The 26439-nt window shown below is 44.6% G+C and carries 23 protein-coding genes and 1 CRISPR repeat array; of the genes, 19 read left to right on the forward strand and 4 right to left on the reverse strand.

All coding sequences use genetic code 11. From position 1 onward, the window contains the following. Positions 1–5 precede the first annotated feature (5 nt). Complete coding sequence (locus B5444_RS07680; protein ID WP_154021756.1) at positions 6–305, reverse strand: hypothetical protein; 300 nt, start codon at positions 303–305, stop codon at positions 6–8. A gap of 23 nt (positions 306–328) precedes the next feature. Next, a CRISPR array of direct repeats spans positions 329–821; the repeat unit is 29 nt; unit sequence CTTTCAACTCCACCAGGAAGATTAGAAAC. A gap of 585 nt (positions 822–1406) precedes the next feature. Here B5444_RS07680 and lysS point away from each other — a divergent pair. The 7 genes from lysS (at position 1407) to mnmG (ending at position 11802) form a co-directional block, all read left to right on the forward strand. Beyond that, positions 1407–3095, forward strand: coding sequence for a lysine--tRNA ligase (gene lysS, locus B5444_RS07510; protein ID WP_079654680.1), 1689 nt, complete (start codon positions 1407–1409; stop codon positions 3093–3095). After that, the gene (gene thiE, locus B5444_RS07515) at positions 3092–3655 is read left to right on the forward strand and encodes a thiamine phosphate synthase (RefSeq protein ID WP_079654592.1); all 564 of its coding nucleotides are present in this window, start codon (positions 3092–3094) and stop codon (positions 3653–3655) included. Before lysS ends, thiE begins: the two co-directional genes overlap by 4 nt. Continuing rightward, the gene (miaA, locus tag B5444_RS07520) at positions 3652–4563 is read left to right on the forward strand and encodes a tRNA (adenosine(37)-N6)-dimethylallyltransferase MiaA (protein WP_079654593.1); all 912 of its coding nucleotides are present in this window, start codon (positions 3652–3654) and stop codon (positions 4561–4563) included. Before thiE ends, miaA begins: the two co-directional genes overlap by 4 nt. A 1-nt stretch (position 4564) precedes the next feature. After that, positions 4565–7384 carry an ATP-binding protein gene (locus tag B5444_RS07525; RefSeq protein ID WP_079654594.1) on the forward strand — a complete coding sequence of 940 codons (2820 nt, stop codon included), beginning with the start codon at positions 4565–4567 and terminating at the stop codon, positions 7382–7384. 4 nt (positions 7385–7388) lie between these two features. After that, complete coding sequence (locus B5444_RS07530; protein WP_079654595.1) at positions 7389–8726, forward strand: MATE family efflux transporter; 1338 nt, start codon at positions 7389–7391, stop codon at positions 8724–8726. A 41-nt stretch (positions 8727–8767) separates the two neighbouring features. After that, positions 8768–9841, forward strand: coding sequence for a dual-specificity RNA methyltransferase RlmN (gene rlmN, locus B5444_RS07535; protein WP_079654596.1), 1074 nt, complete (start codon positions 8768–8770; stop codon positions 9839–9841). Between the two features lie 116 nt (positions 9842–9957). Continuing rightward, the gene (mnmG, locus tag B5444_RS07540) at positions 9958–11802 is read left to right on the forward strand and encodes a tRNA uridine-5-carboxymethylaminomethyl(34) synthesis enzyme MnmG (RefSeq protein WP_079654597.1); all 1845 of its coding nucleotides are present in this window, start codon (positions 9958–9960) and stop codon (positions 11800–11802) included. Here mnmG and B5444_RS07545 read toward each other — a convergent pair. From B5444_RS07545 to purF, 3 genes are read right to left on the reverse strand one after another with little or no spacing between them, the layout of a single operon-like run. Beyond that, positions 11765–12502 (reverse strand): SapC family protein, encoded by a 738-nt coding sequence (locus B5444_RS07545; RefSeq protein ID WP_079654598.1) that lies wholly within the window; start codon positions 12500–12502, stop codon positions 11765–11767. The two genes, mnmG and B5444_RS07545, sit on opposite strands and share 38 nt — an antisense overlap. Continuing rightward, positions 12478–13935 carry a menaquinone biosynthesis decarboxylase gene (locus tag B5444_RS07550; RefSeq protein WP_079654599.1) on the reverse strand — a complete coding sequence of 486 codons (1458 nt, stop codon included), beginning with the start codon at positions 13933–13935 and terminating at the stop codon, positions 12478–12480. The genes B5444_RS07545 and B5444_RS07550 overlap by 25 nt, the downstream gene beginning before the upstream one ends. Beyond that, on the reverse strand, positions 13917–15311 hold the full coding sequence (gene purF / locus B5444_RS07555; protein ID WP_079654600.1) for an amidophosphoribosyltransferase: 1395 nt from the start codon (positions 15309–15311) through the stop codon (positions 13917–13919). The genes B5444_RS07550 and purF overlap by 19 nt, the downstream gene beginning before the upstream one ends. A 109-nt stretch (positions 15312–15420) precedes the next feature. Here purF and B5444_RS07560 point away from each other — a divergent pair, with 109 nt between their 5' ends. The 12 genes from B5444_RS07560 to nuoK (B5444_RS07615) are packed head-to-tail and all read left to right on the forward strand — an operon-like array spanning position 15421 to position 26286. Continuing rightward, positions 15421–16026: a NuoI/complex I 23 kDa subunit family protein gene (locus B5444_RS07560; RefSeq protein ID WP_079654601.1), complete on the forward strand. Its 606-nt coding sequence runs from the start codon at positions 15421–15423 to the stop codon at positions 16024–16026. Continuing rightward, a complete protein-coding gene (locus B5444_RS07565) occupies positions 16014–16499 on the forward strand; it encodes an NADH-quinone oxidoreductase subunit J family protein (RefSeq protein ID WP_079654602.1) in 486 nt (161 codons plus the stop codon). The genes B5444_RS07560 and B5444_RS07565 overlap by 13 nt, the downstream gene beginning before the upstream one ends. Beyond that, positions 16496–16798, forward strand: a complete 303-nt coding sequence (gene nuoK, locus B5444_RS07570; RefSeq protein WP_079654603.1) for an NADH-quinone oxidoreductase subunit NuoK — start codon at positions 16496–16498, stop codon at positions 16796–16798. The genes B5444_RS07565 and nuoK (B5444_RS07570) overlap by 4 nt, the downstream gene beginning before the upstream one ends. A 1-nt stretch (position 16799) precedes the next feature. Next, complete coding sequence (nuoL, locus tag B5444_RS07575; protein WP_079654604.1) at positions 16800–18701, forward strand: NADH-quinone oxidoreductase subunit L; 1902 nt, start codon at positions 16800–16802, stop codon at positions 18699–18701. A gap of 3 nt (positions 18702–18704) precedes the next feature. After that, entirely contained in the window at positions 18705–20207 is a 1503-nt protein-coding gene (locus tag B5444_RS07580) for a complex I subunit 4 family protein (protein ID WP_079654605.1), read from the forward strand. Further along, positions 20204–21658 (forward strand): NADH-quinone oxidoreductase subunit N, encoded by a 1455-nt coding sequence (locus B5444_RS07585; RefSeq protein WP_079654606.1) that lies wholly within the window; start codon positions 20204–20206, stop codon positions 21656–21658. The genes B5444_RS07580 and B5444_RS07585 overlap by 4 nt, the downstream gene beginning before the upstream one ends. Positions 21659–21660: 2 nt before the next feature. Then, positions 21661–22035 carry an NADH-quinone oxidoreductase subunit A gene (locus tag B5444_RS07590; protein ID WP_079654607.1) on the forward strand — a complete coding sequence of 125 codons (375 nt, stop codon included), beginning with the start codon at positions 21661–21663 and terminating at the stop codon, positions 22033–22035. 26 nt (positions 22036–22061) lie between these two features. Next, a complete protein-coding gene (locus tag B5444_RS07595) occupies positions 22062–23780 on the forward strand; it encodes an NADH-quinone oxidoreductase subunit D (RefSeq protein WP_079654608.1) in 1719 nt (572 codons plus the stop codon). A gap of 9 nt (positions 23781–23789) precedes the next feature. Further along, entirely contained in the window at positions 23790–24839 is a 1050-nt protein-coding gene (nuoH, locus tag B5444_RS07600; RefSeq protein WP_079654609.1) for an NADH-quinone oxidoreductase subunit NuoH, read from the forward strand. 4 nt (positions 24840–24843) lie between these two features. Continuing rightward, entirely contained in the window at positions 24844–25467 is a 624-nt protein-coding gene (locus tag B5444_RS07605) for a NuoI/complex I 23 kDa subunit family protein (protein ID WP_079654610.1), read from the forward strand. After that, positions 25467–25997 (forward strand): NADH-quinone oxidoreductase subunit J family protein, encoded by a 531-nt coding sequence (locus B5444_RS07610; protein WP_079654611.1) that lies wholly within the window; start codon positions 25467–25469, stop codon positions 25995–25997. Before B5444_RS07605 ends, B5444_RS07610 begins: the two co-directional genes overlap by 1 nt. Further along, entirely contained in the window at positions 25978–26286 is a 309-nt protein-coding gene (gene nuoK, locus B5444_RS07615; protein WP_079654612.1) for an NADH-quinone oxidoreductase subunit NuoK, read from the forward strand. The genes B5444_RS07610 and nuoK (B5444_RS07615) overlap by 20 nt, the downstream gene beginning before the upstream one ends. The last annotated feature ends 153 nt before the right edge of the window (positions 26287–26439 follow it).

Consider the following 26439-nt stretch of genomic DNA (forward strand, 5'->3'; position numbering starts at 1 on the left):
CAGCTTCATGACCAAAACCACTTCCATATGTCTAGCAGGATGCGAATAATGCGCTTAAGGATACCAAATATGACTTCTAGCACTTTTACTAGGAATTCTGCTATGGTGTCGATAACGGTGTTAAACAGGAAACCGAGCAAAATGTAAATAGCGAAACTTGCAAACACAACGAGAAAAACGAGGAAGGGAAGGAGTAGGATCTCAAAAGGGGAAGGCCAATCTACGGAGTGCTTCTTTAGCTTCACCAGTAAGTAGAGAACCATGAAAGCTAGAAGGTAATACTTCCAAGACCCATCTCTATCCATTGCTCTGCCCCCTTCTTTCAACTCTTTCAACTCCACCAGGAAGATTAGAAACATGCTTGTGTAGTCTCCTGCAAAGATGCGCAGCTTGTCCTTTCAACTCCACCAGGAAGATTAGAAACGCATATTGCGACTGTGTTTGATGATTTCGATGAAGCAGCTTTCAACTCCACCAGGAAGATTAGAAACATTTTCCACTCAAAGAACTCAAGATAGAAGCATCAGGCTTTCAACTCCACCAGGAAGATTAGAAACCACACCACGCTTAGACCTTCTTCCTGAACTTTTTCCCTTTCAACTCCACCAGGAAGATTAGAAACGAAATGCCGCAACTGGGGCATCGCGGATATGATGTGCTTTCAACTCCACCAGGAAGATTAGAAACCAGTCCTACGATTGGATCAAGGCCAAGCCAGATGCTCCGCTTTCAACTCCACCAGGAAGATTAGAAACACCCTAACAAGAAATACATAAACGCGGAGACAGGTACCTTTCAACTCCACCAGGAAGATTAGAAACCTCAACTTTACCTATCTATCTATTATACACACTTCAAAGATTTTGTCAAGGGGGTACCCCCTTCAAGTGAAGGTGCATTTCCGGAAACCGCCAGTGGGCCAGAGGGACCCTCAAAAATAACACTTTCACCCTCCTAAAGTCATTGAGTATCAAGCCTCAGAAATGCATAAACGTGAGAAATCCAGATATCTAAAAATTTAAAAATAAAGACTCTCCATACCCTTCACAAGTCCTTGATTTTCAAGCTTTTTAAAAGATACACGTCAGTTTTAGACACCCATAAGGTCAAAAAGTGCAAAAATTGCGTTTTTCCAAAAGTATTCCCAAAAGTACCCCTACAAAACCCTTGTACTACAAATACCAGAAAGGCAAGAAATCAAAGAGCAGTTTTATTGAGCCTAAAAAATATACATTTACAATTTTTGCTCAAGGCACCTCATTTATCTTATTGATTCTAAAGGGTTCTAGATGTCAAGGTTAAAAAAGTTATCCTTTACAATTGTGTGGAAGGAAAGCTTTGGCAAGCGCCCGTTCTACTGTAATCCTTTTCACGATCCCAGTGCTGGCCTATTATACTTATTTCTCATGGGAGAAAATTCAAGGGTACAAAAGAAGCCAGAAGTTTACCCCTACAAGTACGATGTTACAGGAGACATAGGAGCTATCAAGAGCCAGTACGAGGTAGACCCTAAAGGTCAGGAAGTAACAGTAAGAGGAGAAGTGAAGAGAGTGTCCAAACTTGAAGATGGATACTTTGTAAGGCTCTCTGACGAACAAGGTCTTGAGCTGGTAGTTCTCACAAGAGAGGAACTCCTACAGGGTAAAGAGTACAACCTAAGAGGAAGGCTTATAAGGTACGAAGGAAAGCTTGCCCTGGAAGATGCTATACCCGTTGACGAAGAGGGGAAGAGTATAGGTGAAGTAAAAGAGTTTTACGATAAGGATCCTCAGTTTAGAGAGGTAAAGCTAGCTGGTAGGCTTGTATCTCTCAGAAGTATGGGTAAAGCCATCTTTGGACATATACAAGATTATTCTGGCAAGATCCAGGTGTACATAAAGAAGGACGTGCTGGGTGATGAAAAGTTCTCCATATTTGAAGAGACTGTAGACGTAGGAGACATACTGGGAGTAGAGGGGAAGCTTTTTAGAACCAAGACGGGAGAGCTAACTATAGAGGTCCAAGACTTTATGCTATTGGCCAAATGCTTACATCCTCTACCAGAAAAATGGCATGGTCTTAAGGATGTAGAGGTAAGGTACAGGCAGAGGTACCTGGACCTTATATCAAACCCAGAGGCTAGAAGTATATTTATCCTCAGGAGCAAAATTGTATCCTTACTCAGGCGCTTCTTAGACGAGAGAGGCTTTATAGAGGTAGAAACTCCCATACTACAACCCATAGCCTCTGGAGCCAATGCCAAGCCCTTTATCACCTATCATAACTACTTAGAACAGAACCTATACCTCAGAATAGCTCCAGAGCTTTACCTCAAGAGGCTCATAGTAGGAGGCTTTAACAGAGTCTACGAGCTTGGAAAGAACTTCAGGAACGAGGGTGTGGATACTACCCATAACCCAGAGTTTACCATGGTAGAGTTTTACTGCGCTTACTGGGACTACAAAGACCTCATGAAGTTCACAGAGGAGCTTTTTACTTACATCCTTGACAATATAGTAGGCAGCAGGGCAATCACCTACAGAGGTAGAGAGCTTGACTTTAACCCACCCTTCAAGGTTTACAGGTACTTTGACCTTCTGAAGGAAAAGACAGGAAAGGACAAAGACTTTTTCTTAAGGGATGTGGAAGGCTTGAGAAAGCTTGCCATAGATCTTGGAATACCCAAGGCAGAAAAGCTTACCCACGCCAAGCTTATAGATAAGGTCTTTGACGTGCTGGTAGAGGACGAGCTCTGGGGCCCTGTGTTTGTGGTGGACTTTCCTAAGATTCTCTCACCGTTGGCCAAAACCCACCGGGAAGATCCAGACCTGGTGGAAAGGTTTGAGCTCTTCATAGCAGGTAAGGAGATAGCAAACGCTTACACGGAGCTCAACGATCCTTTTGAACAGAGGGAAAGATTTTTAGAACAGCTGAAGGAAAAGGAAATGGGAGACGAAGAGGCCATGCAGATGGACGAAGATTTCGTAACTGCCCTCGAGTACGGAATGCCACCCACAGCTGGTGAAGGTATTGGCATAGACAGATTAGTGATGATACTGGCTGATGTAGATTCCATAAGAGAAGTCATACTTTTCCCAGCTCTTAGAAGTAAATGATGGAACTTCCAAGGCTTTATGCCATAACAGATCCAAAAGCTTACGGTGAAGACTTTTTTGGAACCTTAAAAAAGGTCCTGGAACGTGGTGTGCGCATGATCCAACTAAGGGAAAAGGAAATAAGCGCAAGGGAATACTACCAAAAAGCCCTAAAAGCAAGACAGATAACGAGGGAGTATTCAGCACTGCTTTTGATAAACGAGCGTGTGGACATAGCCATAGCAGTAGAGGCCGATGGTGTACACTTACCTGAGAACTCTTTACCCCCTTCTGTTGTGAAGAAGCTAAAAAAAGACCTAATAGTGGGTTACTCGGCGCATAACCTAGAGAGTGCCATATACGCCCAACAGGAAGGAGCTGACTTTGTAACCCTTAGCCCTATCTTCAGAACCGAGTCCCACCCAGAGGTAGAACCTCTGGGACCTGGTGCCCTTAAGGAAGTTAGTCAAAGACTCTCCATACCAGTCTTTGCATTGGGTGGTGTAACCTGGGACAGGATAAAGCTCTGCTACAAGAACGGAGCCTACGGAGTTGCCAGCATAAGAATGTTCCTTTCATGATAGTCATAGGTGGGCCAACGGCCGTAGGTAAGTCTGAGGTAGCCTGTCTTCTTGCCAAAGAGATAGACGGACAGATAATAAGCGCGGACTCCATGAGCGTGTACAAAAAGATGGACATAGGAACGGCAAAACCCTTAGAGTGTATGAAAGAGGTAAAGCATTACCTCATAGACGTGGTAATGCCAGGAGAGTACTTTGATGCCAAACTCTTTGAGAAGCTGGCCACACAAGCCATAGAGAACATAAAGTCAGAAGGAAAAGTACCCATAGTCTGCGGTGGTACTTACCTCTACATCCAAGCCCTTCTGTACGGCATAGACGATACACCAGAACCAGACTTTAAGCTCAGGGAGAGGCTTTACTCCATAGCTCAAAAGAAAGGAAAGCATCACCTCTACAAGAAGCTCTGCATAGTTGACCCAGTCTACTGTAAGAAGATACACCCCAACGACCTAAGAAGGGTAGTGAGAGCCCTCGAAGTATTCCTACAGACAGGAAAGCCCTTCTCTTCCTTCCATAGGTGGTCAAAACCTAGGTACGATTTTGTAGGCTTTTACCTAAAAAGGTCCTGGAATAGCCTCTCAAAGAGGATAGAAGAAAGAGTCTACCGTATGATAGAAAGCGGTCTACTGCAAGAAGTAGAAGCTTTACTGAAGGAAGGTTTTGAGAACTTTTTGACCTCTTCCCAGGCCATAGGCTACAAGGAGCTCATACCCTACCTCAAAGGCAACATATCCTTAGAAGAGGCCATAAGGAGAATAATAGACAACACCAAGGAGCAAGCAAAGAGACAGATAAGGTGGTTTAGGTCTCAAGGATGGCACGAGATAGACTTAGATGCTTTGGATACAAAACAGGTGGTAACCAAAATCATACAGATATACACATCCAGAAGGCATAATTATTAGAATGGAGTTTTTAAAGAAGCTCTTTGGAAAGAAAAGAGAGCAATCACAGCAAGAGTACATAGTACAAACACCAGCAGGAACCTTAGAGCTTGCCATAGACAAAGATATAGAGAAGGATCCTGACGCGCGCATAGACGAGTTTTGGATAGAAACTATAGGTGTATCCGAGGACGGTTATTGGGTACTCGTAGGAAGGCGACACGGCATAATCCAACTTTACGACTGGTCTGGTAAGCTTCACAGGCTACCCTCAAGACCCGTGGCCCAGGTAATCTCGGATGTAGTCTTCAGTGGCAGTTATCTGGCCCTACTCACACCCCCCTACTTAGTCATCTACAAGATGGAAGACCCCAAAAGACCCTCCACATGGAAGGTCATGAAGATATCCCAAGAAGGCATAAGGCCTTCAGGAGGACTTGATCTCAAAGGAAACGTACTAGCCTTTGGCGTGGTGGGAGACAGAGTTTATACCATAGACGTCACATCTGATGCCCTCTTTCAAACGGTGGAGTTTAAAAGCGCTTTTAGCTACAGAGAAGCACAGATAGGTGAGTTAAGAAGTATAAGGATTTTGGACAACTCTAAGCTTGTTCTATCAGGTACCAACAGAGTTGCCATATACAGCATAGGCGGTAATCTCCTTACCACCCTTGATTATCCATCAGGAAAGGCCCTTGAGGTAACTTCCAAAGGTATTCTGGTTGCAAACTCAAACAGGCTAATCCTCTATGACGTAAACCTAGACAGAGAAGTAAGCGATGCAGAGCTGTCAGTAAACATATCCACCATAAGTATTGATCCTTCCGAGAACTTTGCGTTCTGTGCAGACAAAGAGTCAAACAGGCTGTCCATAGTCTACCTTCCCGAAATGGCGGAGATATCTCTGATGGAGGGCTTTGGCTATTCGGTGGTGAAGGTAAGCCCCGACGGAAGCCTATACACCTGCACTGTAGAAGATGTCCAAGACAAAAGGTACTACAACCTAGTAAAGCTAAACACAAATCTTGTAGACTTTTACTACCCTCCCCAAAGGCAAAAGCAGATAATCAGCAACCTTCAAGACACTTACAAGAAGTTTTTAAAAGCACTTTCACAGGTAAAGACGGAGGAGGAGATAGAAAACATAAAGGAGTACAAAGAGCTCCTCTCGTACGATTTTCCCCTCAGGGAAGTAAGGAAGCTCATAAAGGAAGCCCAAGAACAGGTAGATAAAAAAAGGTTAGAGCTCTTCATAGAAAAGATCCAGAAGGCTATAAATAATAAGGAGATTACAGGTAAGGACCTTTACACCCTTGAGGAGAGAATAAAACATTCCACATCGCCAGAGAGGGAAACCTTAGAGAAGCTAAAGCAGAAGGTACTAGACTACTTTGAGCAGGAACTTCAAGAGAGGCTCCTCAAAATAAAACATGCACTGTCTAACATCCAAGCTTACAGCCTACAGGACCTCGAGACCATAGAGGATATTAAGGAGTTTAGAGCCTTCATATCTACCCTACCCACATCTTTACAGTCAAAGGCCCAGGAGTCGCTTTTGAGAACCCTTCAAGAGAAGATAGTACAGGAAAGGTTAAAGAGGTACAGCATAAAGACGGCAGAAGATAGAGTACTCTTTGGAAACGAAGAGTTTCCTAAGTTCTCAGGTCAGAGGAGAAAGCTAAACTGGCATTTAAAAGTGGAAGAGAGATTTCTGTATGATGGAAGAGAATACGCACGTATAGCCTTTGAGAGGGACGATGGAGTCCTATTAGAGCCCAAGAGGTACCCTAACATCCTACCCACAGAGGAGCTAAAGCATCCACCTCTTTGGCTTAGGCGATATCTCAGACACCTTAAAGGCCTTTACTCCTACCAGGAGTACAGGATACCCCTCTTTGTTGCCTATGAAGAAACTCCGTGGTTCGTACAAAACTTAGAGAAGTTCGTCTCTCACATAAAGGAACAGCTAGAGTACCAAGAGGGCATACTCATACTGGAGGGTGATGCAGGAACTGGTAAGAACTTCCTAGTAGAGGTCTTCTCGGCTCTTACCAACAGACCGCTCTACATAGTCCCTTGTAACTCCAAGATGGAAAAGGAGGACATCACCTTTACCTACGAGTTTGATGCAAAAAGGGGCACAAGGAGGGTTTACTCGGACCTAGTTAGAGCTTTGCAAACGCCTGGAGCCGTCATTTACTTTGACGAGATAAACACACTACCTGCCTCCCTGGTAAAGATATTCAACTCCCTGTTTGATTACAGAAGGTACTTAGTTCTGTCTTCAGGAGAGGTCATAAAGGCAAGGCCTGACGTAATATTGGTGGGTGGGATGAACCCACAGAATTACTTGGGTGTTTCGGAGCTTCCACAGGACGTAAAGTCTCGTGCCGATGTGCTTTTTGTAGACTACCCACCCTTTGAAGATCCATCTGGCTTCTACTATCCAGACGAGGCGCTCATACTAAGGAGCTTTGTACCAGAGGTGTCCTCTCTAACAAAGGAAGACTTTGTTTACCTTTGGTATCACGTGATAAACGGTGTGCCTACAGAGAGGTCCACACAGGTATACACCCCAGAGAGAGAAAAGTATGCACGGCGCATTTATGAGATCCTAAAGATAGCAAACGCCATAAGGAAGGCCTATAGAGAATATCAAACCCAACAATCAGAAGAACCGGTAGAGCTTGTCTTCTCCATAAGGGACACCATAAGGTGTGCAAGAAGGATAGTAAAGTACGAAGACACAAAAAAGCTCGTACTTGAGAGCATGCTTCCAAAGGTGAGCTCTCCCCTTGAAAGAGAGGTGATAAAGAGTTTAGTAGAGAACGTAGACCTTTAAGCCCATGGAAAATCCCATCATTATAAGCGGCGAGGCAAGGACCTTTGATGTACTAAAGACCGTACTAAAGCTTGCCTACCCGGTGATCCTCTCCAACCTACTCTACACCATTGAAAGTGCCTTTTCCATAATACTGGTCTCCGGCATATCCTCAACGGCCGTGGCAGCAGTCGGCTATTCCGCCAGTATGCTGTGGTTCATATACTCCTTCATGGCTCTATCCTACACGGGTACGTCCGTGCTCGTGGCTCAAAGAAAGGGAGCCCGAAAGGATCCGTCCCCAGCTTTCGTATGGGGTCTTCTTATCTCCTTTCTCATAGCCCTGCCTCTAACCTTCTGGGGAACTGATCTGGTAGCCATGCTCATGCTTAGCTTTGGAGCCTCAGATCAAGTAGTTTCCTTGGCTAAGAAGTACCTGGATCCCATATTCATGTTCATAACCGTTGGGTTTATCACAAACACCGTGTACGCAGCCTACAATGGCTACGGAGATACCAAAACTCCCTTCAAGGTGGCCCTCCTTATGAACATCACCAACATACTCACCGCTTACCTTCTCATATACGGCAGGTTTGGAATGCCAGCCCTTGGAGTGTATGGAGCCGGCCTTGGAGTCGCTATATCCGAAGTGGTAGGCCTTTTGGTTTACGTTATCCTTTACCTTTTTTATAGAAAACCCTTCGAGGTAAGTTTTCGCTTTGACCTTTCTGAACTTAAGGAGTTTTTAAGGATAGGGACTCCTACAGCCTTTGAAAGAGGTATAACAAGTTTGTCCTTTAACATCTTCGTGGGCTTCCTGGCTAGTTTTGGAGATAAGGTACTTGCAGCCCATCAGGTAGGCCTGAGGGTAGAAAGTGTCTCCTTCATGATAGGCTTCGGCTTTATGGTTGCATCTACGGTCATATCTGGTCAGAACTGGGGTGCTGGAAACTACCAGGGTTTGGATAAAGCCGTCAGCGTGATAGCCCATACTACCGCCTTTACGATGGGGCTATTGGCTCTACCTATGCTTATGTTTCCTTCGTACCTATCCATGATTTTTACCAAAGACCCAGAGGTGATAAAGTATGCTTCCTACTACCTTATGCTGGTGGCACTTTCCCAACCCCAGATGGCATACGCCAGCATATACTCGGGTGCACTAAAAGGTATGGGAAAGACAGCCCTCACCATGTGGATAAACATCCTATCCTTTTGGCTCTTTAGGATAGTGCCCTCTTACCTATTACTTCCAGTCTTTAAAAGCCCTCTTGTACCCTGGATCTTTATGAGCGTGGAGATGACCCTAAGAAGCTTGCTCTTCCATTCGGTATACAAAAGGGTGATGAAGGCTTATCTCTAACCTCATACAAAGAACCCACTCAGGGAATAATATTATCACCTATGAAAAGCTTGCTTTCTTTCACCCTCGAGGAGCTAAAGGATGAGGTAAAGGCCTTAGGATGGGAAGAGTACAGGGCTTCACAGATACTAAACTGGCTCTACAAAAAGTTTGAGACAGACTTTGACAGAATGACCAACCTATCAAAGGAACACAGGCAGAAGCTAAAGGAGCTCTACACAGTTCACACACTTACCATGGTAGGAAAAGTTCCAGCCTCGGACTCTACCAAGTATCTTTTTAAGACCCACGACGGTCACATAATAGAGACAGTACTCATAAGAGAAAGGGACCACCTTACCCTGTGTGTTTCTTCCCAAGTAGGTTGCGCCGTTGGTTGTACCTTTTGCGCCACAGCCTTGGATGGTCTAAAGAGGAACCTTACCACCGAAGAAATAGTAGATCAGTTCTTACAAGTCCAGAGGGACATTCCCGAGAGGATAAGAAACGTAGTCTTCATGGGTATGGGTGAGCCCCTTGCCAACTACGAAAATGTGAGGAAAGCTGTTAGCATACTCGTAAGTCCGTGGGGTGTAGATCTTTCTAAGAGAAGGGTAAGCATATCCACAAGCGGACTCATAGCACAGCTAAGGAGAATGGCACAAGACCCTCTGATGAGAGAGCTAAATCTTGCAGTTTCCATAAACGCCACTACCCAAAGCCAGAGAGAAATACTCATGCCCATCACCAAGACCAACACCCTTGAAGAGCTCTTTAACACCCTAAAGGAGTTTCCATATCCACCAGACAGGAGGATAATGCTTGAGTACGTTCTGATAGAAGGCGTCAATGACACAAAAGAAGATGCCATAAGGCTTGCAAACCTTATAGGCAGGCATAAGAAGAAGTTCAAGGTCAACCTGATACCTTACAACCCAGATCCCATCCTTCCCTACAGAAGGCCTACTATGGACAGGGTGTACACCTTCCAGAAGGTACTATGGGACAAGGGAATCTCTGCCTTCATAAGGATAAGTAAGGGTATAGAGGTCTTTGGTGCATGCGGTCAGCTTAGGATAAGGAGACATCATGAAGATAGGAGGCTTCTTGATTATCTGAGCTTCCACGTTAAATAGCTTGAAAAGTCCTCTGATAGATCTTTACCTAAAAGCAACGCTGTAAGGAACTTTATCCAGTTTCTTACCTCAAGACTTGAAATATTATCCACCGTGGATGCATAAATTACATTACTATGCTAGTTGAAGAGTTTGACGTAGTGGTAATCGGTGGAGGGCATGCGGGTATAGAAGCAGCCCTAGCCGCCGCCCGTATGGGCGCAAAGACAGTCATGTTCGTCCTAAACGCCGACAACATAGGCCAGATGTCCTGCAACCCTGCCATAGGAGGTATAGCAAAGGGTATAGTGGTAAGAGAAATAGACGCTTTGGGTGGCGAGATGGGTAAGGCCATAGATCAAACGGGCATACAGTTTAAGATGCTAAACACCCGTAAAGGTAAGGCTGTATGGTCTCCGAGGGCTCAGGCAGATAAAAAGCGCTACAGGGAGTACATGAAAAAAGTCTGTGAAAACCAAGAAAACCTTTACATAAAGCAAGATGAGGTCGTGGACATAATAGTAGAAGATGGAAGGGTTGTCGCTGTAAGAACAAAACTTGGACTCGAGTACAAAACTAAAGCGGTAGTAGTAGCAACTGGTACCTTTCTCAACGGTCTTATATACATAGGTGACAAGACCTTCCCGGCAGGTAGAGCATGGGAGCCAAGGTCAGAGGGCCTTTCTGAATTCTACAAGAGATACGGCTTTACCATGATGAGGTTTAAAACTGGCACACCAGCAAGGTTAGACAAGAGAACCATAGATTTTTCTTCCCTTGAGGTAGCACCAGGAGATGACCCGCCGCCTAAATTCTCCTTCTGGACGGATCCAGTAGGCACCTACTACTTTGAAAAGGGGAAACCACAAGTAAACTGCTGGATAACCTACACCACACCAAAAACGCACGAGATAATAAGGAAAAACCTTCATAGGACTGCACTCTACGGTGGCCTCATAAAGGGTATAGGACCCAGGTACTGTCCTTCCATAGAAGACAAGGTGGTCAAGTTTCCAGACAAGGAGAGGCACCAGATATTCTTGGAACCGGAAGGTCTGGACACCATAGAGATATACCCCAATGGCCTTTCCACCTCTCTACCTGAGGAGATCCAGTGGGAACTATACAGATCCATACCAGGACTTGAAAAGGTGGAGCTTATAAGACCGGCCTACGCCATAGAGTACGACGTAGTTTCTCCCACAGAGCTATACCCAACCCTTGAAACCAAAAAGATAAAAGGGCTTTTCCACGCTGGAAACTTGAACGGTACCACAGGGTACGAAGAGGCTGCAGGTCAGGGCATACTAGCAGGCATAAACGCTGCCCTCAGAGCTTTTGGCAAAGAACCCATCTACCTAAGGAGAGACGAGAGTTACATAGGCGTGATGATAGACGACCTTACTACCAAAGGTGTATTTGAACCCTACAGACTCTTCACCTCTCGCTCCGAGTGGAGACTATACCTTAGACAAGACAATGCCATCCTAAGACTTGCTAAGTTGGGTAGGGAGCTAGGTCTTCTGACGGAAGAACAGTACAAGCTAGTCCAGGACAAGGAAAAGCAAATAAGGGAATGGATAGAATTCTACAAAACACAGAAGGTAGTAGTAGCAGTAGGCCAAGATTCAAGGCCGTACACACCTTCACAGCTTCTGACGGCCGAATTCACCCTCTCTGATCTTACTTCCTTTGGTTTTGATGTGCCTAAAGATCCATATGTGGCAGAAGAGGTAGAGATAGAACTAAAGTACGAGCCTTACATAGAAAGAGAAAGGAAGTTAAACGAAAGACTTAAGAAGCTGGAGGATACACTTCTGCCACCCGATATAGACTACGACAAAGTACCTGGTCTTACGACGGAAGCCAGAGAGAAGCTAAAGAAGTTCAGACCCCTAACAGTAGGACAAGCTTCACGCATAGACGGCATAACACCGGCCACAATTACGGCCCTTCTTGCCTACCTTGGCAAACTTGATTGAAAAGCTTTTCAAAGTTGTCCAAAGAGTTAAGATGTGCATATATGTACCTGAGGTAACCTTTCCTCTGTAATTCCACGAGGATTTTCTTAGGAAGGGCCATGAGCTTCTCCTCGTCCACAAAGTTAAAGCTTATCTCCTTCCCTTCCATTACATACTTTCCACCCACTATTATTCCCAATGAGAAGAGCTCTTTCACAAACCTCTTGGTTTCTTCCATCTGCTGGTTTATCCTCAAGGAGTACTGGATAAACTCCTCCAGGAAATAAGGGTTTAGATCTTTATCAAGAAAGATAGGCTCACCTTGGTCCTCTGAAAAACCAGGACACGTAAAGTCTACAAACAAGCTGTCACCTCTTATAAGAAAAGGGTACTGTCTGCAGGCGTAAGGCTTATCTTTTCCGAGGAGGCAACCCAAACCATCCTTCAAGTACACACACCTGTCTGCTTCATCAAGCCTAAAGTAAACACACAGCAGCTTTTCTTCCTCTCCTTCTTTATCCACTTCAACGGTAAAGACCACAGGAAAGTACCTTGAAAGTGGTATAAGCTCCTCCAGCACTATAGAGCTTCTGGTAGGTTGTCTACAACACTGAACGCTACACGAACTCTTTAGACATTCCCATCTTAGGTTTTTGTGCTTTTCTGGATCTAAAGGTTCTACATGCGAAAAAAGCTCTACTCTATCCCGAGTCTTTTCCATATTTGATCTATCCTCTTCTTTACTTCTTCAGACATACTTATGACCTTTGGCCACTGTCTTGTGTAACCTTCTTCTTTCCACTTGGTTGTGGCATCCACTATCATCTTGCCACCAAAGCCTACTTCGTTAGTAGAGTGGTCGAGCACATCTATGGGTCCTTTCAGGATAAGGACATCCCTCGATGGGTCCACGTTGTTACCCCAAGCCCAAAGCACTTGGCCAAAGTCATGCACATCTATATCTTCATCAAAGACTACTATATGTTTGGTAAGGGACATAAGACCTAGTCCCAAGAGGGCGTAAGCTACCTTAAAGGCATGTCCTGGATAGCGCTTCTTTATGGATACAAAACAGAAGTTGTGGAAGACTCCCTCTGCCGGTAAGTGGTAGTCTACTACCTCAGGAAGGTTGAACTTTATAAGGGGTAGAAAGATCCTCTCCGTTGCCCAGCCTATGTACTTGTCCTCCTGCGGTGGTATGCCCACTATAGTAGCCAGGTATATGGGATCCTTCCTGTGAAGGATGGCCGTTATGTGCATCTTTGGATACTTGTCCACGGGAGTATAAAAGCCCGTATGATCTCCAAAAGGTCCTTCGTCCACTAGTGGTTCCTCAGGGTCCACGTACCCTTCTATGACTATCTCCGAATAGGCTGGGTATTCAAGGTCTACCGTGATACCCTTTATGAGTTCCACACCCTCTTCTCTTATAAGCCCCGCAAAGAGATATTCATCTACCTCTGGTGGAAGGGGAGCGGAGGCCACGTAGGACAGTACAGGATCACCACCTATAGCTATGGCAACCTCCAGCTTTTTTCCAAGCCTTTTTGCCTTCCAGTAGTGATGATTTCCATCTTTGTGGATCTGCCAGTGCAGAGCCAGCTCTGTGGAAGATAAAACTTGAACCCTGTAGAGGCCCACGTTCCTTATGCCGCTTTCGGGATCTTTCGTGATAACCTGACCAAAGGTAATATACCTTCCACCGTCCTCGGGCCAGCATTTGAGTATAGGAAACTCAAGCACGTCTATCCTATCCTTTTTTACGTTCTCCCTTACAGGTCCATCCTTTACCACTTTTGGAAGGGAGTCGTTCAACTTTTTAAGCTCTGGAAGCTTCTTTAGCTTGTCAAGGAAGGTATGGGGTATTTCAGGCCTTAACAGTTTATAGAGCTTCCAGCCTATGTCTTCTAAGTTTTCATAGCCAAGGGCTAGCTTTATCCTCCTTTCGGATCCTAGCATGTTGGTAAGGATCCTATGTCCTGGATAATCCTTCACCTTTTCAAAGAGAAGGGCCTTTCCACCACCTTTAAGCTTACATGTTCTGTCTGTTATCTCCGTTATCTCCAGTATGGGAGAAACTTCCTCCCTTATCCTGATGAGCTCCTTCTCCTTTTCAAGGACTTTTAGAAAATCCCTCAGGTCTTTGAAAGGCAAGACTCATCCTCCAAAGGTATAGGATACACATTACTAAAGCAAGCATCGCAAAACTCTTGGTAGTTTTTTACACACGACCTTAAACCTTCAAGAGAAAGGTACCTTAAACTATCAGCACCTATAAACTTCCTTATGTCCTCCTGGTTCAATTTACAGGCTATGAGCTCTTCCCTAGTGGGTGTGTCTATGCCATAGTAACATGGTCCTATAACTGGAGGAGAAGCTATCCTCATGTGTACCTCCTTGGCCCCTGCCTTTCTCAGCATACTCACTATCTTCTTAGAGGTTGTACCTCTCACCAAAGAGTCATCTATTACCACCACTCTTTTACCTTCAAGTACTGGCCTGTTGGCGTTGAACTTCATCAGGACTTTAACATCCCTGAGTTCTTGCGTAGGTTCTATAAAGCTCCTTCCCACATAGTGGTTTCTTATAAGGCCAAGCTCTAAGGGTATGGACTTTTCCTGTGAATAACCTATAGCGGGTACTATGCCCGAGTCTGGTACTGGAACCACTACGTCAGCATCCACATCATCCTCTATAGCCAGCTGTCTTCCCATACTCTTTCTTACGTTATAGACCCAGTCTCCGAATATGTAACTCTCTGGCTTAGAAAAGTAGACGAACTCAAATATACACATAGCTTTTCTTGGACTCTTAAAGGGAAAGTAGCTCCTTATACCATGGAAGTCTACCACTACTACCTCACCAGGTTTTACTTCTCTGAAGAACTGAGCTCCGAGTATATCAAAAGCACAGCTCTCAGAGGCAAAGAGAACAGCGTCCTTTAGCCTTCCCATGAGAAGCGGTCTAAAGCCGTAAGGATCCCTGGCTGCTATAAGCTTGTCTTTGAAGAGATAGATAAGGCTGTAGGCTCCTTTTACCCTGCTAAGTGCATAAAAGATATGAGGTAAAAGCTCTTCATCTAACGGGTTCATGGATATAGACTCTGGTACATACGTTCCCCTACCAAGTAAAGCCAGAAAGAGCTCACTGTCAGAGGTATGTTCAAAGCTAACTCCTTCTTTTTCTAACTCAGCCTTTAGGCTTGTGTAGTTTACAAGGTTGCCATTGTGGACTAAGGCTACCTTTCCAAAGGGTGTTTCCTTCAAAAAAGGTTGAGCATTGGTAAGCCCAAGGTCTCCAGCCGTAGAGTACCTCACATGAGCTATTGCTATACTACCCTCTAAGCTTTCTATATCTTCCTTACTTATGGCCTCCAATACTAGCCCCGATCTTTTTATGAGCTTGATGTCTGCAAGGTCCGAGACAGCTATTCCCACACTTTCCTGCCCCCTGTGCTGCAAGGCATATATGCCGTAGAAGGCGTACTTCTGCGCATGCTCAACGTTGAAGATTCCAAATATACCGCACATGCCTATTAATTTAACTCCACAGGACGATGATCGAACACCTTTGTAGTTTGATGATGTTAGTCATAACATCTTGATACGTAAGCCTCTTCTGGATAGAATATTAAAGGCCATGGCTATAAAGAAGGTAAACAGAAAGGACTTTCTAAGCTTGTTGGAGACGGTCTTTTTCGTGGATTTTATAAAGGGCCTTTCGGTAACCCTTAGGAATCTCCTGAGAAGTCCTATAACCACCAACTACCCTGTAGAGAAGCTCACACCTCCAAAGCGTTACAGAGGGGCACATGGACATTTTGTATGGGATGGTACAGAACCTCCCTCCCTACAGGCCATAGAAAAGTTCATGTCCTATGAGAAAGGGAAGAGTAGATGCGTGGCCTGCTATATGTGTCAGACGGCCTGTCCCATGCCTTCTCTGTTCAGGATAGAGGCTGTACAGATGCCAGACGGCAGGAAGAAGGTGGTGAGGTTTGACATGAACCTTTTGAACTGTCTTTTCTGTGGTCTGTGCGTTGACGCTTGTCCTGTTGGATGTCTTACCATGACAGACCTCTATGAACTTGCCTGCTACTCGAGAAGAGATGCCGTACTTCATAAGGATGACCTTGACAGGAATGCCATAGACTGGAAAAAGAGAAGAGGAGATGAACCTGACAGGATATGGATAGACGACAAGCACAGGGAAAAGCTTTGGGGTAAGATAGAATGGAGTGGTTGATCTTTGGGTTTCTGAGTCTGTGGGCTGTTCTGTCAGGTCTTGGTGTAGTATTCCTTAGAAATCCAGTACATGCCATACTATCCTTCCTTTCTTTAGTTCTTGCACTTTCAGGAATGTTCTTGCATCTTAAGGCAGAACTTTTGGCAGGTCTACAGCTCATCATATACGCCGTGGCCATAGTGGTGTTCTACGTGCTTATAATCACTGCGGTACCTTGGGAGAAGGTAAAGAAGTTTGAGGGTATATACAAGAAGGAACTCCTGGCATCCTTACCCTTCATAACTGTGGCCTTTTTGGCCATAAGTTACTTGGTTCTCAAAGGTTTTACAGTTCAGAAAATTCAAGAACCACAGAGCGATATAAAAGCCATAGGAAAGCTCTTATTTACTCAATATCTTTTCCCTCTTGAGATAAGTGCTGTTATACTATTAGTGGCTATGATAGGAGCAATCCTAATCGGGAGGAAGGAGTGACTATAGAGAAAGCTTATATACTTATAAGCATTTTTTTATTCCTGTTGGGCTTCCTCGGTGTTATCATAAGGAAGAACCTTATAACCATACTACTCAGTACTGAACTTATGCTAAATGGGACTAACTTGGCTTTGGTTGTCATGGATAGGATGGTAGGTGCTACAGAAGGGCAGGTTTTTGCTCTGTTTGTGCTAACAGTTGCGGCCGCTGAGGTAGCTGTAGGCTTGGGACTAGTGGTAGCTATCTTTAGGTTGAAAGGTTATGAAGGTTCTTCCGAGATAACGTACCTGAGGGAGTAGGATGGAGCATGCTCTCATTCTTTTTTCACCTTTAGTTAGCTTTGTATTGGTAGGTTTATTAGGGAGGAGGATAGGAGACCTTGCCTCTGCTATCCTGACTATACTGGGTGGTGCCTTCGCCTTCATCTTCTCACTGCAAGCTCTCCCTAAAGCCCTCCAAAACCCTATACACATAAAACTCTACGAATTTTTACCCCTAGGAAACTACACCCTCTCACTAGGCATATACCTGGATGCCCTCTCCTCCATAACCACTTCCGTGGTCACCTTCGTGGCTACCCTGATATTCATCTACTCCATAGGCTACATGGAAAACCTCTTCGGCCAATGGACCTACAAGTTCTACGCTTACCTGTCTCTGTTCCTATTTGCTATGCTACTTATAGTCCTCTCTGACAACCTCCTTGGTATCTTCGTAGGTTGGGAAGGTGTTGGCCTTGCTTCCTACCTACTCATAGGCTACTTCCACACTCAAAAGAAGGCTACAAACGCCTCCTTGGAGGCCTTCGTCCTAAACAGAATAGGCGACTGGTTCTTTATCTTCGGTGTTATATTTGCCTTCTACCTGTTTGGAAGCCTTGAGCTTCCTGAAATATTCCAAAAGACTCAGTCTGTGGACAAGAACCTACTTGGTCTGTGTGCCTTGCTTCTGTTTGGTGGATCTGTGGGTAAGTCTGGTCAGTTGCCTCTTCATACATGGCTCCCTAATGCTATGGCTGGCCCCACACCTGTCTCTGCCCTGCTCCACGCTGCTACTATGGTCGCCGCCGGTGTGTACCTGGTGGCTAGGGTCTACCCTGTCTTCGAGAGTGCTCCCGAAAGCCTCAAAGTGGTACTCGTGGTGGGTAGTCTAACCGCCCTCTTCGCAGCCCTTGCAGCTACCTCACACACAGACATAAAGAAGATAATAGCCTTCTCTACTATGAGTCAGCTTGGTCTTATGTACGTTGCTCTTGGTGTGGGTAATAAAGTTGCAGCTATGTTCCACCTTACTACCCACGCCTTCTTCAAAGCTCTACTCTTCTTGGCTGCTGGCTCTGTTATACATTCCTTCCACCACAAGGTTCACGACATATACGAGGTGGGTGCGTTAAAAAGGTACATGCCTGTGACGTATGGTATGTTCTTGGTTGGTGCATTGGCCCTTGCTGGAGTATTCCCTCTGTCTGGTTTTTGGAGCAAGGATATGATACTGGCAAGCGCATACGGTATGTCCTTTGCCCTTGGTGTACTCGTGAGTTTTGTAAGCCTCCTTACGGCTTACTACATATTCAGGGAGTTTTTTGTGATGTTTTATGGAGAAGAAAGGAGTGAGGAGGAACCTCATGAGAGTCCTCCTGTGATGTTGGTTCCTATGCTTGTGCTTGCTGTGTTTGCTGTGTTTGCAGGTTTTGCTCATGGTGTGTATTCTGAGTTGTTTGGTCATAAAGAGGAGCTTCACCTAAACATAGCCCTTATCTCCACCTTTGTAGCTTTAACTGGTATAGCGTTGGCCTACATGGTTTTTGTCAGGAGAAGCCCAGACCCTGAAAAACTCTACCAAGCCCTTAAACCCTTACACACTACATTAAAAGAACAGTTCTTCACCGAAAAACTCTACCACAAAGTGCTGGCCGCAGGTTATATGAACCTTTCTAAAGGCCTCTTCCTAGTTGTTGATAGAGTAATGATAGATGGGTTTATAAACCTGCTGAAACACGTGTTCTTAAAAGGTACCAGGTTCCTATGGATGAAACTTGACATAAAGGTTGTAGACCTTTTAGTCAACGGACTTGCAAAGCTTGCTTTTAAAACAGGTAACAAAACCCGAAACATACAAACAGGCTTGCTAAACAACTACGTTACCTTTCTACTCGTAGGTATAATTATCATACTTGCTGTAATAATACTGTCTCTGAGGTAACCCATGGAAAAGGTGTATGCAACGTTTCCATACCTGTCTATCAGTATGCTGATACCATTGATTGGAGCACTTGTATTACTTAAGCTGAAAGAAACTTATTCTAAATGGATAGCGCTTACCTTTTCTGCTTTGACTTTTGGTCTTTCTCTTATAGTTCTCCTTAACTTTGACTTCTCCGATACGTCTAGGGTACAGTTCTACGAAGAGTACAACATACTACCCGAGCTAAACATAAAGTTTTCTCTAGGCCTTGATGGCCTTTCGCTGTTAATGTACATGCTCACTACCCTAGTTTCTTTGACAGCTATCATGTGGTCCATAAGAGATGTTCAAGTTCAGAGAAGACTAAAGGAATATTACCTGTGGTTTTTACTTACAGAGTCCTTTCTTGTGGCTGTGTTCTCGAGCTGGGACCTTATCGTCTTTTACGTTTTCTACGAGCTTGTACTCGTTCCCATGTTCTTTGTGATAGGAATATGGGGCTACAAGCTAAGACTTTATTCAGCTTATAAATTCTTTATATACATTTTTGTTTCATCCCTGTTTTTGCTCTTAGGAATAGTAAGCCTTGCGGTAGAGCATAAAAAACAGTTTGGTACTTATTCGTTTAGCTACTTTGATTTGATGAAAAATCACTATGATCTTTACTTTGGTATATTCCTGTTTCTTCTATTCTTTATAGCCTTTGCAGTCAAAACACCTATAGTGCCTTTCCATACATGGCTTCCTGATGCTCATGGTGAAGCACCAACGGCTGGTTCCGTAGTTCTTGCTGCCATACTTCTAAAGATGGGTACATACGCACTCCTGAGGTTTAACGTAGGATTGTTCCCGGAAGTAACTAAACTACTTTCTCCGTACCTAGTGCTTTGGGGTATAGCTACCACAGTCTTCGCTTCCTGGTTTACCATAAGTCAGAACAACATAAAGAGATTTGTGGCTTACTCTTCTGTAAGCCATATGGGTTTTGTTGTGACTGGTATGTTCCTACTTAACCTTTCTGGAATGAAAGCAAGCGTTACAGAGATGTTCGCCCATGGTCTTACATCCTCTGCTCTGTTTATGATGGCAGGCTTTATATACAACAGACTCCACACTTTCAACATGGAGTACCTGAAGGGCAGCGTGAAGTTTATGCCACTGTTTGCTGTCCTCGTAGTCATAACAGGCTTTTCTTCCATGGGTTTACCTGGTGGTTCTTCCTTCTGGGGTAAGTTCTTAACCATCGTAGGTGCCAGGGAGTGGTCCACTGTATGGGCCCTGTTGGTTGTGACTGGCGCCTTCTTTAGCGCCATTTACATACTTTATATGTTAAAAACCCTCTACCTGGACACAAAAGAAGAAAGTAGGCTTATACACTTTACTGACATAAGAGGGTTTAAGTTAGCAGCCTTCCTATCTGTTGTACTTCTTATGCCTGTAGTGGGTCTTTTCCCAAGCTTGATTTTTGGGTTCTTTGATCATGTGGTTAAAAAGATTCTTCTACTCGTAGGAGGTTCGCCTTGAGAGAGCAAGTGCAGATAGAGTTCCCCAACCTATCCTTGGTAGTACCAGAGCTGATAGTTCTAGTGACGGCTTTTACCCTTTTTACCCTCCACCTTATACATAAAAGAGTAAACCATGCTCTGTTCACCACGGTAAGCATTACCGGCTACCTAATTTCCCTACTGTACATACTCCTAAACCCAGGACTTTCTGGATCTACCTTCTACGGCCTTTATATTAGAGATCCGGTTTCTTCTCTTCTGCAAGCTGTAGCTCTTGTACTAACGATGCTTCTTCTTGCATTTACTTACAACTACTACAAAGCAAAGAGGTCCCTTTATGGTGAGTTCTACTACATATTGGCCTTCTGCCTTTTAGGTGGTATGTTCTTGACAAGTTCCTACAACTTGATAATACTCTACGTAGCCCTTGAAGTGGTTTCCATATCCTTCTACATAATGATATCCCTGCTCAGGGGAGACTTCCTTTCAAAGGAGGGTGCCTTTAAGTACCTGATACTCGGAGGCCTTAGCATAGCCATAGCTTCGTACGGAGCCGGTTTTATGTACCTATACTCGGGATCCTTAGACTTAAGGTACATACTGTCACACATAGGGGAAGACAAACGCTTGCTTATTCTGGGCCTTGTGTTCTTCCTCTTTGGGTTTGCTATAAAGATAGGTGCTGTGCCTTTCCACTTCTGGCTTCCTGATGCCTATCAAGGAGCACCTACTCCTATAACTGGTTACATGGCATCCTTTGGCAAGATAGCCTTCTTTGCACCACTCCTTAGGATAATGCCCCTAGTGCAATCACACTTTGAAAACGCCTGGGTCTACACCATCTCCATAATCGCAGCCCTTACCATGCTCTACGGAAACCTAGTAGCTTTAGTGCAGAAGGATGTAAAGAGGATGCTTGCCTACTCATCAATAGCTCACTCAGGCTACATAATGTCCGCCATAGCTGTGGCAAAGGTTATAGGTCTAAAAGCTGCCCTTTACTTCTTAGTAGCTTATGCCTTTATGGGTATAGGGAGTTTTCTAGTCTTGACAGTCCTAGAAAGGTTGCCCGATTGGCAGAATAGGTTAGAAGATTTTTCAGGTATGCGCTTTTGGAACCCCTCTGTAGCTTCTTACTTTGCCGTGTTTATGTTCGCCCTTCTGGGTGTTCCACCTACGGTGGGTTTTGTAGGAAAGGCGTTGGTCTTCATGAGCCTTTCTGAAAAACAGCTATGGTGGTTGGCTTTTGTGATGATACTGTCAACAGCTATATCCACGGGCTACTATCTGAGACTTGTGGTCCTTACCTTTATGAAAGAAGGGACACAAGAAAGTATCCTTAGGCCTAGTTTAAGTGAAAGGTTTTTACTAGGACTTTTATCTGTTTTGGTGGTACTTTTAGGAGCATTACCTTTGCTTATATGGCCTTACATAAGCGTAGCAGCTGAAGTTCTCTTTAAGGGGTGGTAGGCATGGAGTACCTTGGTTTACTTGTCTTCTTTTTCATAATGCTAGGTTTGGCCCTTGTGCTTATCTCCTTGAACTACCTTCTAGGTCCTAAAACTCCCGATCCTATGGAAGACTACCCTTATGAGTGTGGCGTTCCCCTCTACGACAAGAGTGCTCAAAATACCTTCCATCAAGGCTATTACCTTCTGGGCCTTATGCTCCTTCTCTTTGATATAGAAGCAGCCTTTCTCTTCCCTTGGGCTGTAGTTTACAAGAATCTAGGCTTCTTAGGCTTTACTGAGATGGTAATATTTATACTCATACTGACCTACGGTCTTCTCTACGCCTGGAGAACCGGTGCCCTAGATTGGCAGTTTGAGGAGGAAAGAATTGACTAAATTTATACTTCCCTGGAGGTTTTTTGATGCCTTGGGCTAGAGCTTCCGACTTTGAGGATCTAAAGGCACGTTTTGAGGGTTTAAAGGTAGTAGAAGAAAGGACTATAACTTACCTTGAAATCTCAAAGGATAAGCTTATAGACCTTCTCAAAACTCTAAAGGAGGAGAAGGGCTACAAGCTTTTCTTAGATCACTCGGTCGTAGACTTTCCAGACAGAAAGCCAAGGTTTCAGGCCTTTTACATCCTCTACAACGTACCTGAAAGAAAAAGGGTAGTGGTAAAGACTTGGACAGATGGTACCCTTCCCACAATAGAGAAACTATGGTTTGCTGGTAAGTGGGCAGAAAGGGAATGCTACGATATGTTTGGCATCTACTACGAAGGTCACGAAAACCTAGTCAGGGCCTTCATGTGGGAGACATATCCCTACCATCCACTCAGGAAAGACTTTCCCCTTGAGGGTTATCCCAACGAGTATCTACCGTCGCTCAACGAAGTAATGAGAGGAGACAACCTCCAGGGTCTTATGAACTATGAACGTATGCATACAGCTGTACCTACACTAGAAGACTTAGAGATAACTCAAAAGAAAAGGCTTCAGAAGAAGGCCCAGATAGTCCTCAACTGGGGTCCTTTACACCCAGGGACTCACGGAACTATGTGGTTTTTGTTTGACTTGGAAGGTGAGAGGGTAGTTCAGTGTGATGTAATCCTTGGCCAGCTTCACAGAGGTGTGGAAAAGTTGGCCGAAAATCAAATGTATAACCAGTTCTTGGTCTACACAGATCGTATGGATTATATATCTGCCCTGTGCTCCAACCAAGCTTGGGTAGTAGCTGTCGAAAGGCTTCTCGGCATAGAAGACCTCGTTCCAGAAAAGGCAAAGTACATAAGGACTATGATGTCAGAACTTCAAAGGATAAACTCTCACCTGCTATGGCTCGGTACGTACGCTCTTGATCTAGGAGCTCTGACTATATTCCTGTATGCTTTTAAAGAAAGAGAAAAGCTTATGGACATAATAGAAGGTATAACGGGTGCAAGGTTTACCATATCTTACCCGAGGGTGGGTGGTGTTAGAATGGATCTACCAGAAGGTGCCCTCGAGGTGATAAAGGCCTTCATAAAGAGGTTTCCAAAAGAGCTTAAGGATTGGGAAACCATACTTAGCAGAAACAGAGTATGGCTAAGGAGGAACATAGACGTAGGGATAATAACGGAAGAAGATGTGTACTTCTATGGACTTACTGGTCCAGTAGCCAGGGGATCAGGAGTACCCTATGACATAAGAAAGCTGGAACCTTACGATGCTTATGAATGGGTAGAGTTTGACGTGCCTGTAGGAGAAAAAGGAGATGCCTATGACAGGTACTTGGTAAGGTTAGAGGAAATGAGACAAAGCCTAAGGATAGTAGAACAGTGTGTTGCCAAGCTTGAGTCCATGCCAAAGGATGCGCCCTTCTTTGCAGAATCCCCAGATCCCAAAAAGATAAAACTCAGCCTGGATGGCATAGGTCTAAAGGTGCCAGAAGGTGAGATATATTCTTCAGGAGAAAACCCGCGTGGAGAGCTAGGCTTTTACATATACTCCACAGGTGGTGTAAAACCTTACAGAGTGAAGATAAGGCCTGGCTCCATGTACAACCTCTGCATATACCCTAAGCTTATGACGGATAGGTTTGTGGCTGACGCTGTGACCATACTGGCGAGCTTAGATCCCGTGGTGGGAGAGATAGACAGATAGGAGGTGAACATGGATAGCCTTCTGATAAACCTAGCGGTAATACTGATAAAGATAGTCGTGATACTAGCCATAGTCTTAGGCGTGGGTGCTTACCTCACACTTGTGGAGAGAAAGGTAGCCGCTCACATACAGAGAAGACCAGGTCCCATGGTGGTGGGTTGGCATGGTCTTCTACAACCGCTAGCAGATGGTCTAAAACTCATAACCAAGGAAGATCTATTTCCAAGATACGGGAACAAGTTTCTATACAACCTTGCCCTAATTATGGCGTTGGTACCTGCTACCCTTGTCTTTGCTGTTGTTCCCTTCGGTCCTGAGTTTGAAGTATTTGGAATAAAGATAAAGCCTATACTTACGGACGTAAACGTAGGGCTTCTTTTGGTGTTTGCCTTAGGCTCTATGGCAGTGTACGGCATAGCCTTAGCAGGATGGGCTTCCAACTCCAAGTACGCTCTAATAGGCTCTATGAGAAAGGCGGGTATAGTGGTCTCCTATGAGGTGGTTATAACCTTCGCAGTACTAGGTCCTATAATACTCGCAGGTAGCCTATCCACTTACGAAATAGTCCAAAAGCAGATAGAACAAAAGCTCTGGTATGTGTGGCTTCAACCCCTGGCCTTTGTCCTATACATGTTCTCCATGCTCGCAGAGACGGGAAGAGTTCCCTTTGATGTACAGGAGGCGGAGGCAGAGCTAGTCACAGGTTTTACCGTCGAGTACGGTGGCATGAAGTTCGGTCTCTTTCCACTTGTGGAATGGTATGTGGAGGTACTTTCCCTCTCAGCCATAGCTGTAGTCCTTTTCTTTGGCGGATGGTCTCCCATAAACATACCTTTCGTAGGTTTTGTGGATCCTCTCTTTTTCCTAGGACCTCTTTCACCTTACGTGTGGTTCTTGCTTAAGGTTACCCTCCTCTTCTTGTTTGTCCTTTGGCTTCACTGGACCTTGCCTAGGTATAGGATAGACCAGATAGCGGAGACTGCCTGGAAGATTATGTTACCTTTAACCTTTGTAAACCTTGCAGCAACGGCAGTTTTTGCACCAATAGTATGGAGGTAATAACATGATAAAGAAAGTGTTCAACAAACCTCTAAGTTGGCTGGAGAGGATCTTTTTCATTGACTTTATAAAAGGTCTTTCCGTAACCATAAGGCATGCTTTCAGCAGGACCATAACCACACATTACCCATACGAAAAAATAACTCCTCCCAAGCGTTTCAGAGGTTTTCATGGACATAAGGTAGTAGACGGTACAGAACCACAGCCAGCCTTTGACGAATGGGTAGAGAGATTCAAGATAGAAGTTATACCAGGTAGAAGTAGGTGCGTAGTGTGCCAGCTTTGTAAGAGAGCATGCCCTGTACCCGAACTCTTCCAGATAGAAGGTCAAAAGCTTCCCAACGGCAAGAGAGTTGTAGGCGTTTTCAACATGAACCTTATGCTGTGTACCTTCTGCGGATTTTGCGTGGACGCATGCCCGGTGGATTGCCTGTTTATGAGTGACATACACGAGACAGCTTCTTACACAAGGAAAGATGCTGTACTTACCCTTGAAATACTTGAAAAGATAGGAAGAGATTGGCAAAGAAGAAGGGAAATGGAACCAGACAGAATATGGATAGACGACGAACATAGACAAAGACTTTGGTATGAGAATGACCTCAAACTTCCGGAGGTAAAGGGCTAATGCTCTATGCGGCCTTTATTCTATTTTCCGTATGGGCCATAGTTTCGGGAATAGGTGTTGTAATCCTTCCTAACCCCATCCACGTTATCCTTGCCTTACTTTCAGCTCTAATAGCCATAGCAGGCCTTTTCTTCACGGCAGGTGCAGAGCTAGTAGGTGCCTTGCAGCTTCTTATATACGCGGTGGCTGTTACAGTCTTCTATGTCTTTGTGCTTACAGCTGTTCCATGGGAGAAGGTTCTCAAGAAAGACAGCCACTATCGAGTAGAAGCCCTTCTTTCTTTTCCCTTCCTTCTTGTTTTCTACCTTGAAATAATCCTGGTGTTTCTAGTAGGTGTCGGTGTATCACCAAAAGGTGAGATAAAAGGACTGTTGGAAGAGCTTGGCAACTTAAGGGCCGTGGGAGTTATTCTGTTTAGTAAATACTTCTTAGCCTTTGAACTAGTATCTTTGATCCTTTTGGTTGCCATAATAGGTGCTGTAGCTATAGGTAGGAAGGAGGCAAGGACCTATGAAGATGATACCCCTTGAGGCATACCTTGTGGTAAGCGTTCTGTTGATGGGGCTTGGACTTCTGGGTATGATAGCACGTAGAAACTTGGTCACAGTATTAATGAGTACGGAGCTGGCCCTCAACGCTGTAAACATTCTCTTCGTTGGAGCAGATGCGCACCTAAAGCTCGTAGATGGTCAGATTTTCGCCTTGTTCGTTATAGCTTTAGCAGCTGCAGAAGCTGCCGTAGGCCTTGGTATAATAATAGCTATCTTTAGGTTGAGAAAGGTGGATTCTACGGATGAAATAACAGATATGAGAGGTTAATATGGAAAGTCTCATTCTTTTTTCACCTTTAGTTAGCTTTGTACTGGTAGGTTTATTTGGGAGGAGGATAGGAGACCTTGCCTCTGCTATCCTGACTATACTGGGTGGTGCCTTCGCCTTCATCTTCTCACTGCAAGCTCTCCCTAAAGCCCT

The sequence above is a fragment of the Thermocrinis minervae genome (assembly GCF_900142435.1).
In the GTDB taxonomy this organism is placed as follows: Bacteria; Aquificota; Aquificia; order Aquificales; family Aquificaceae; genus Thermocrinis_A; species Thermocrinis_A minervae.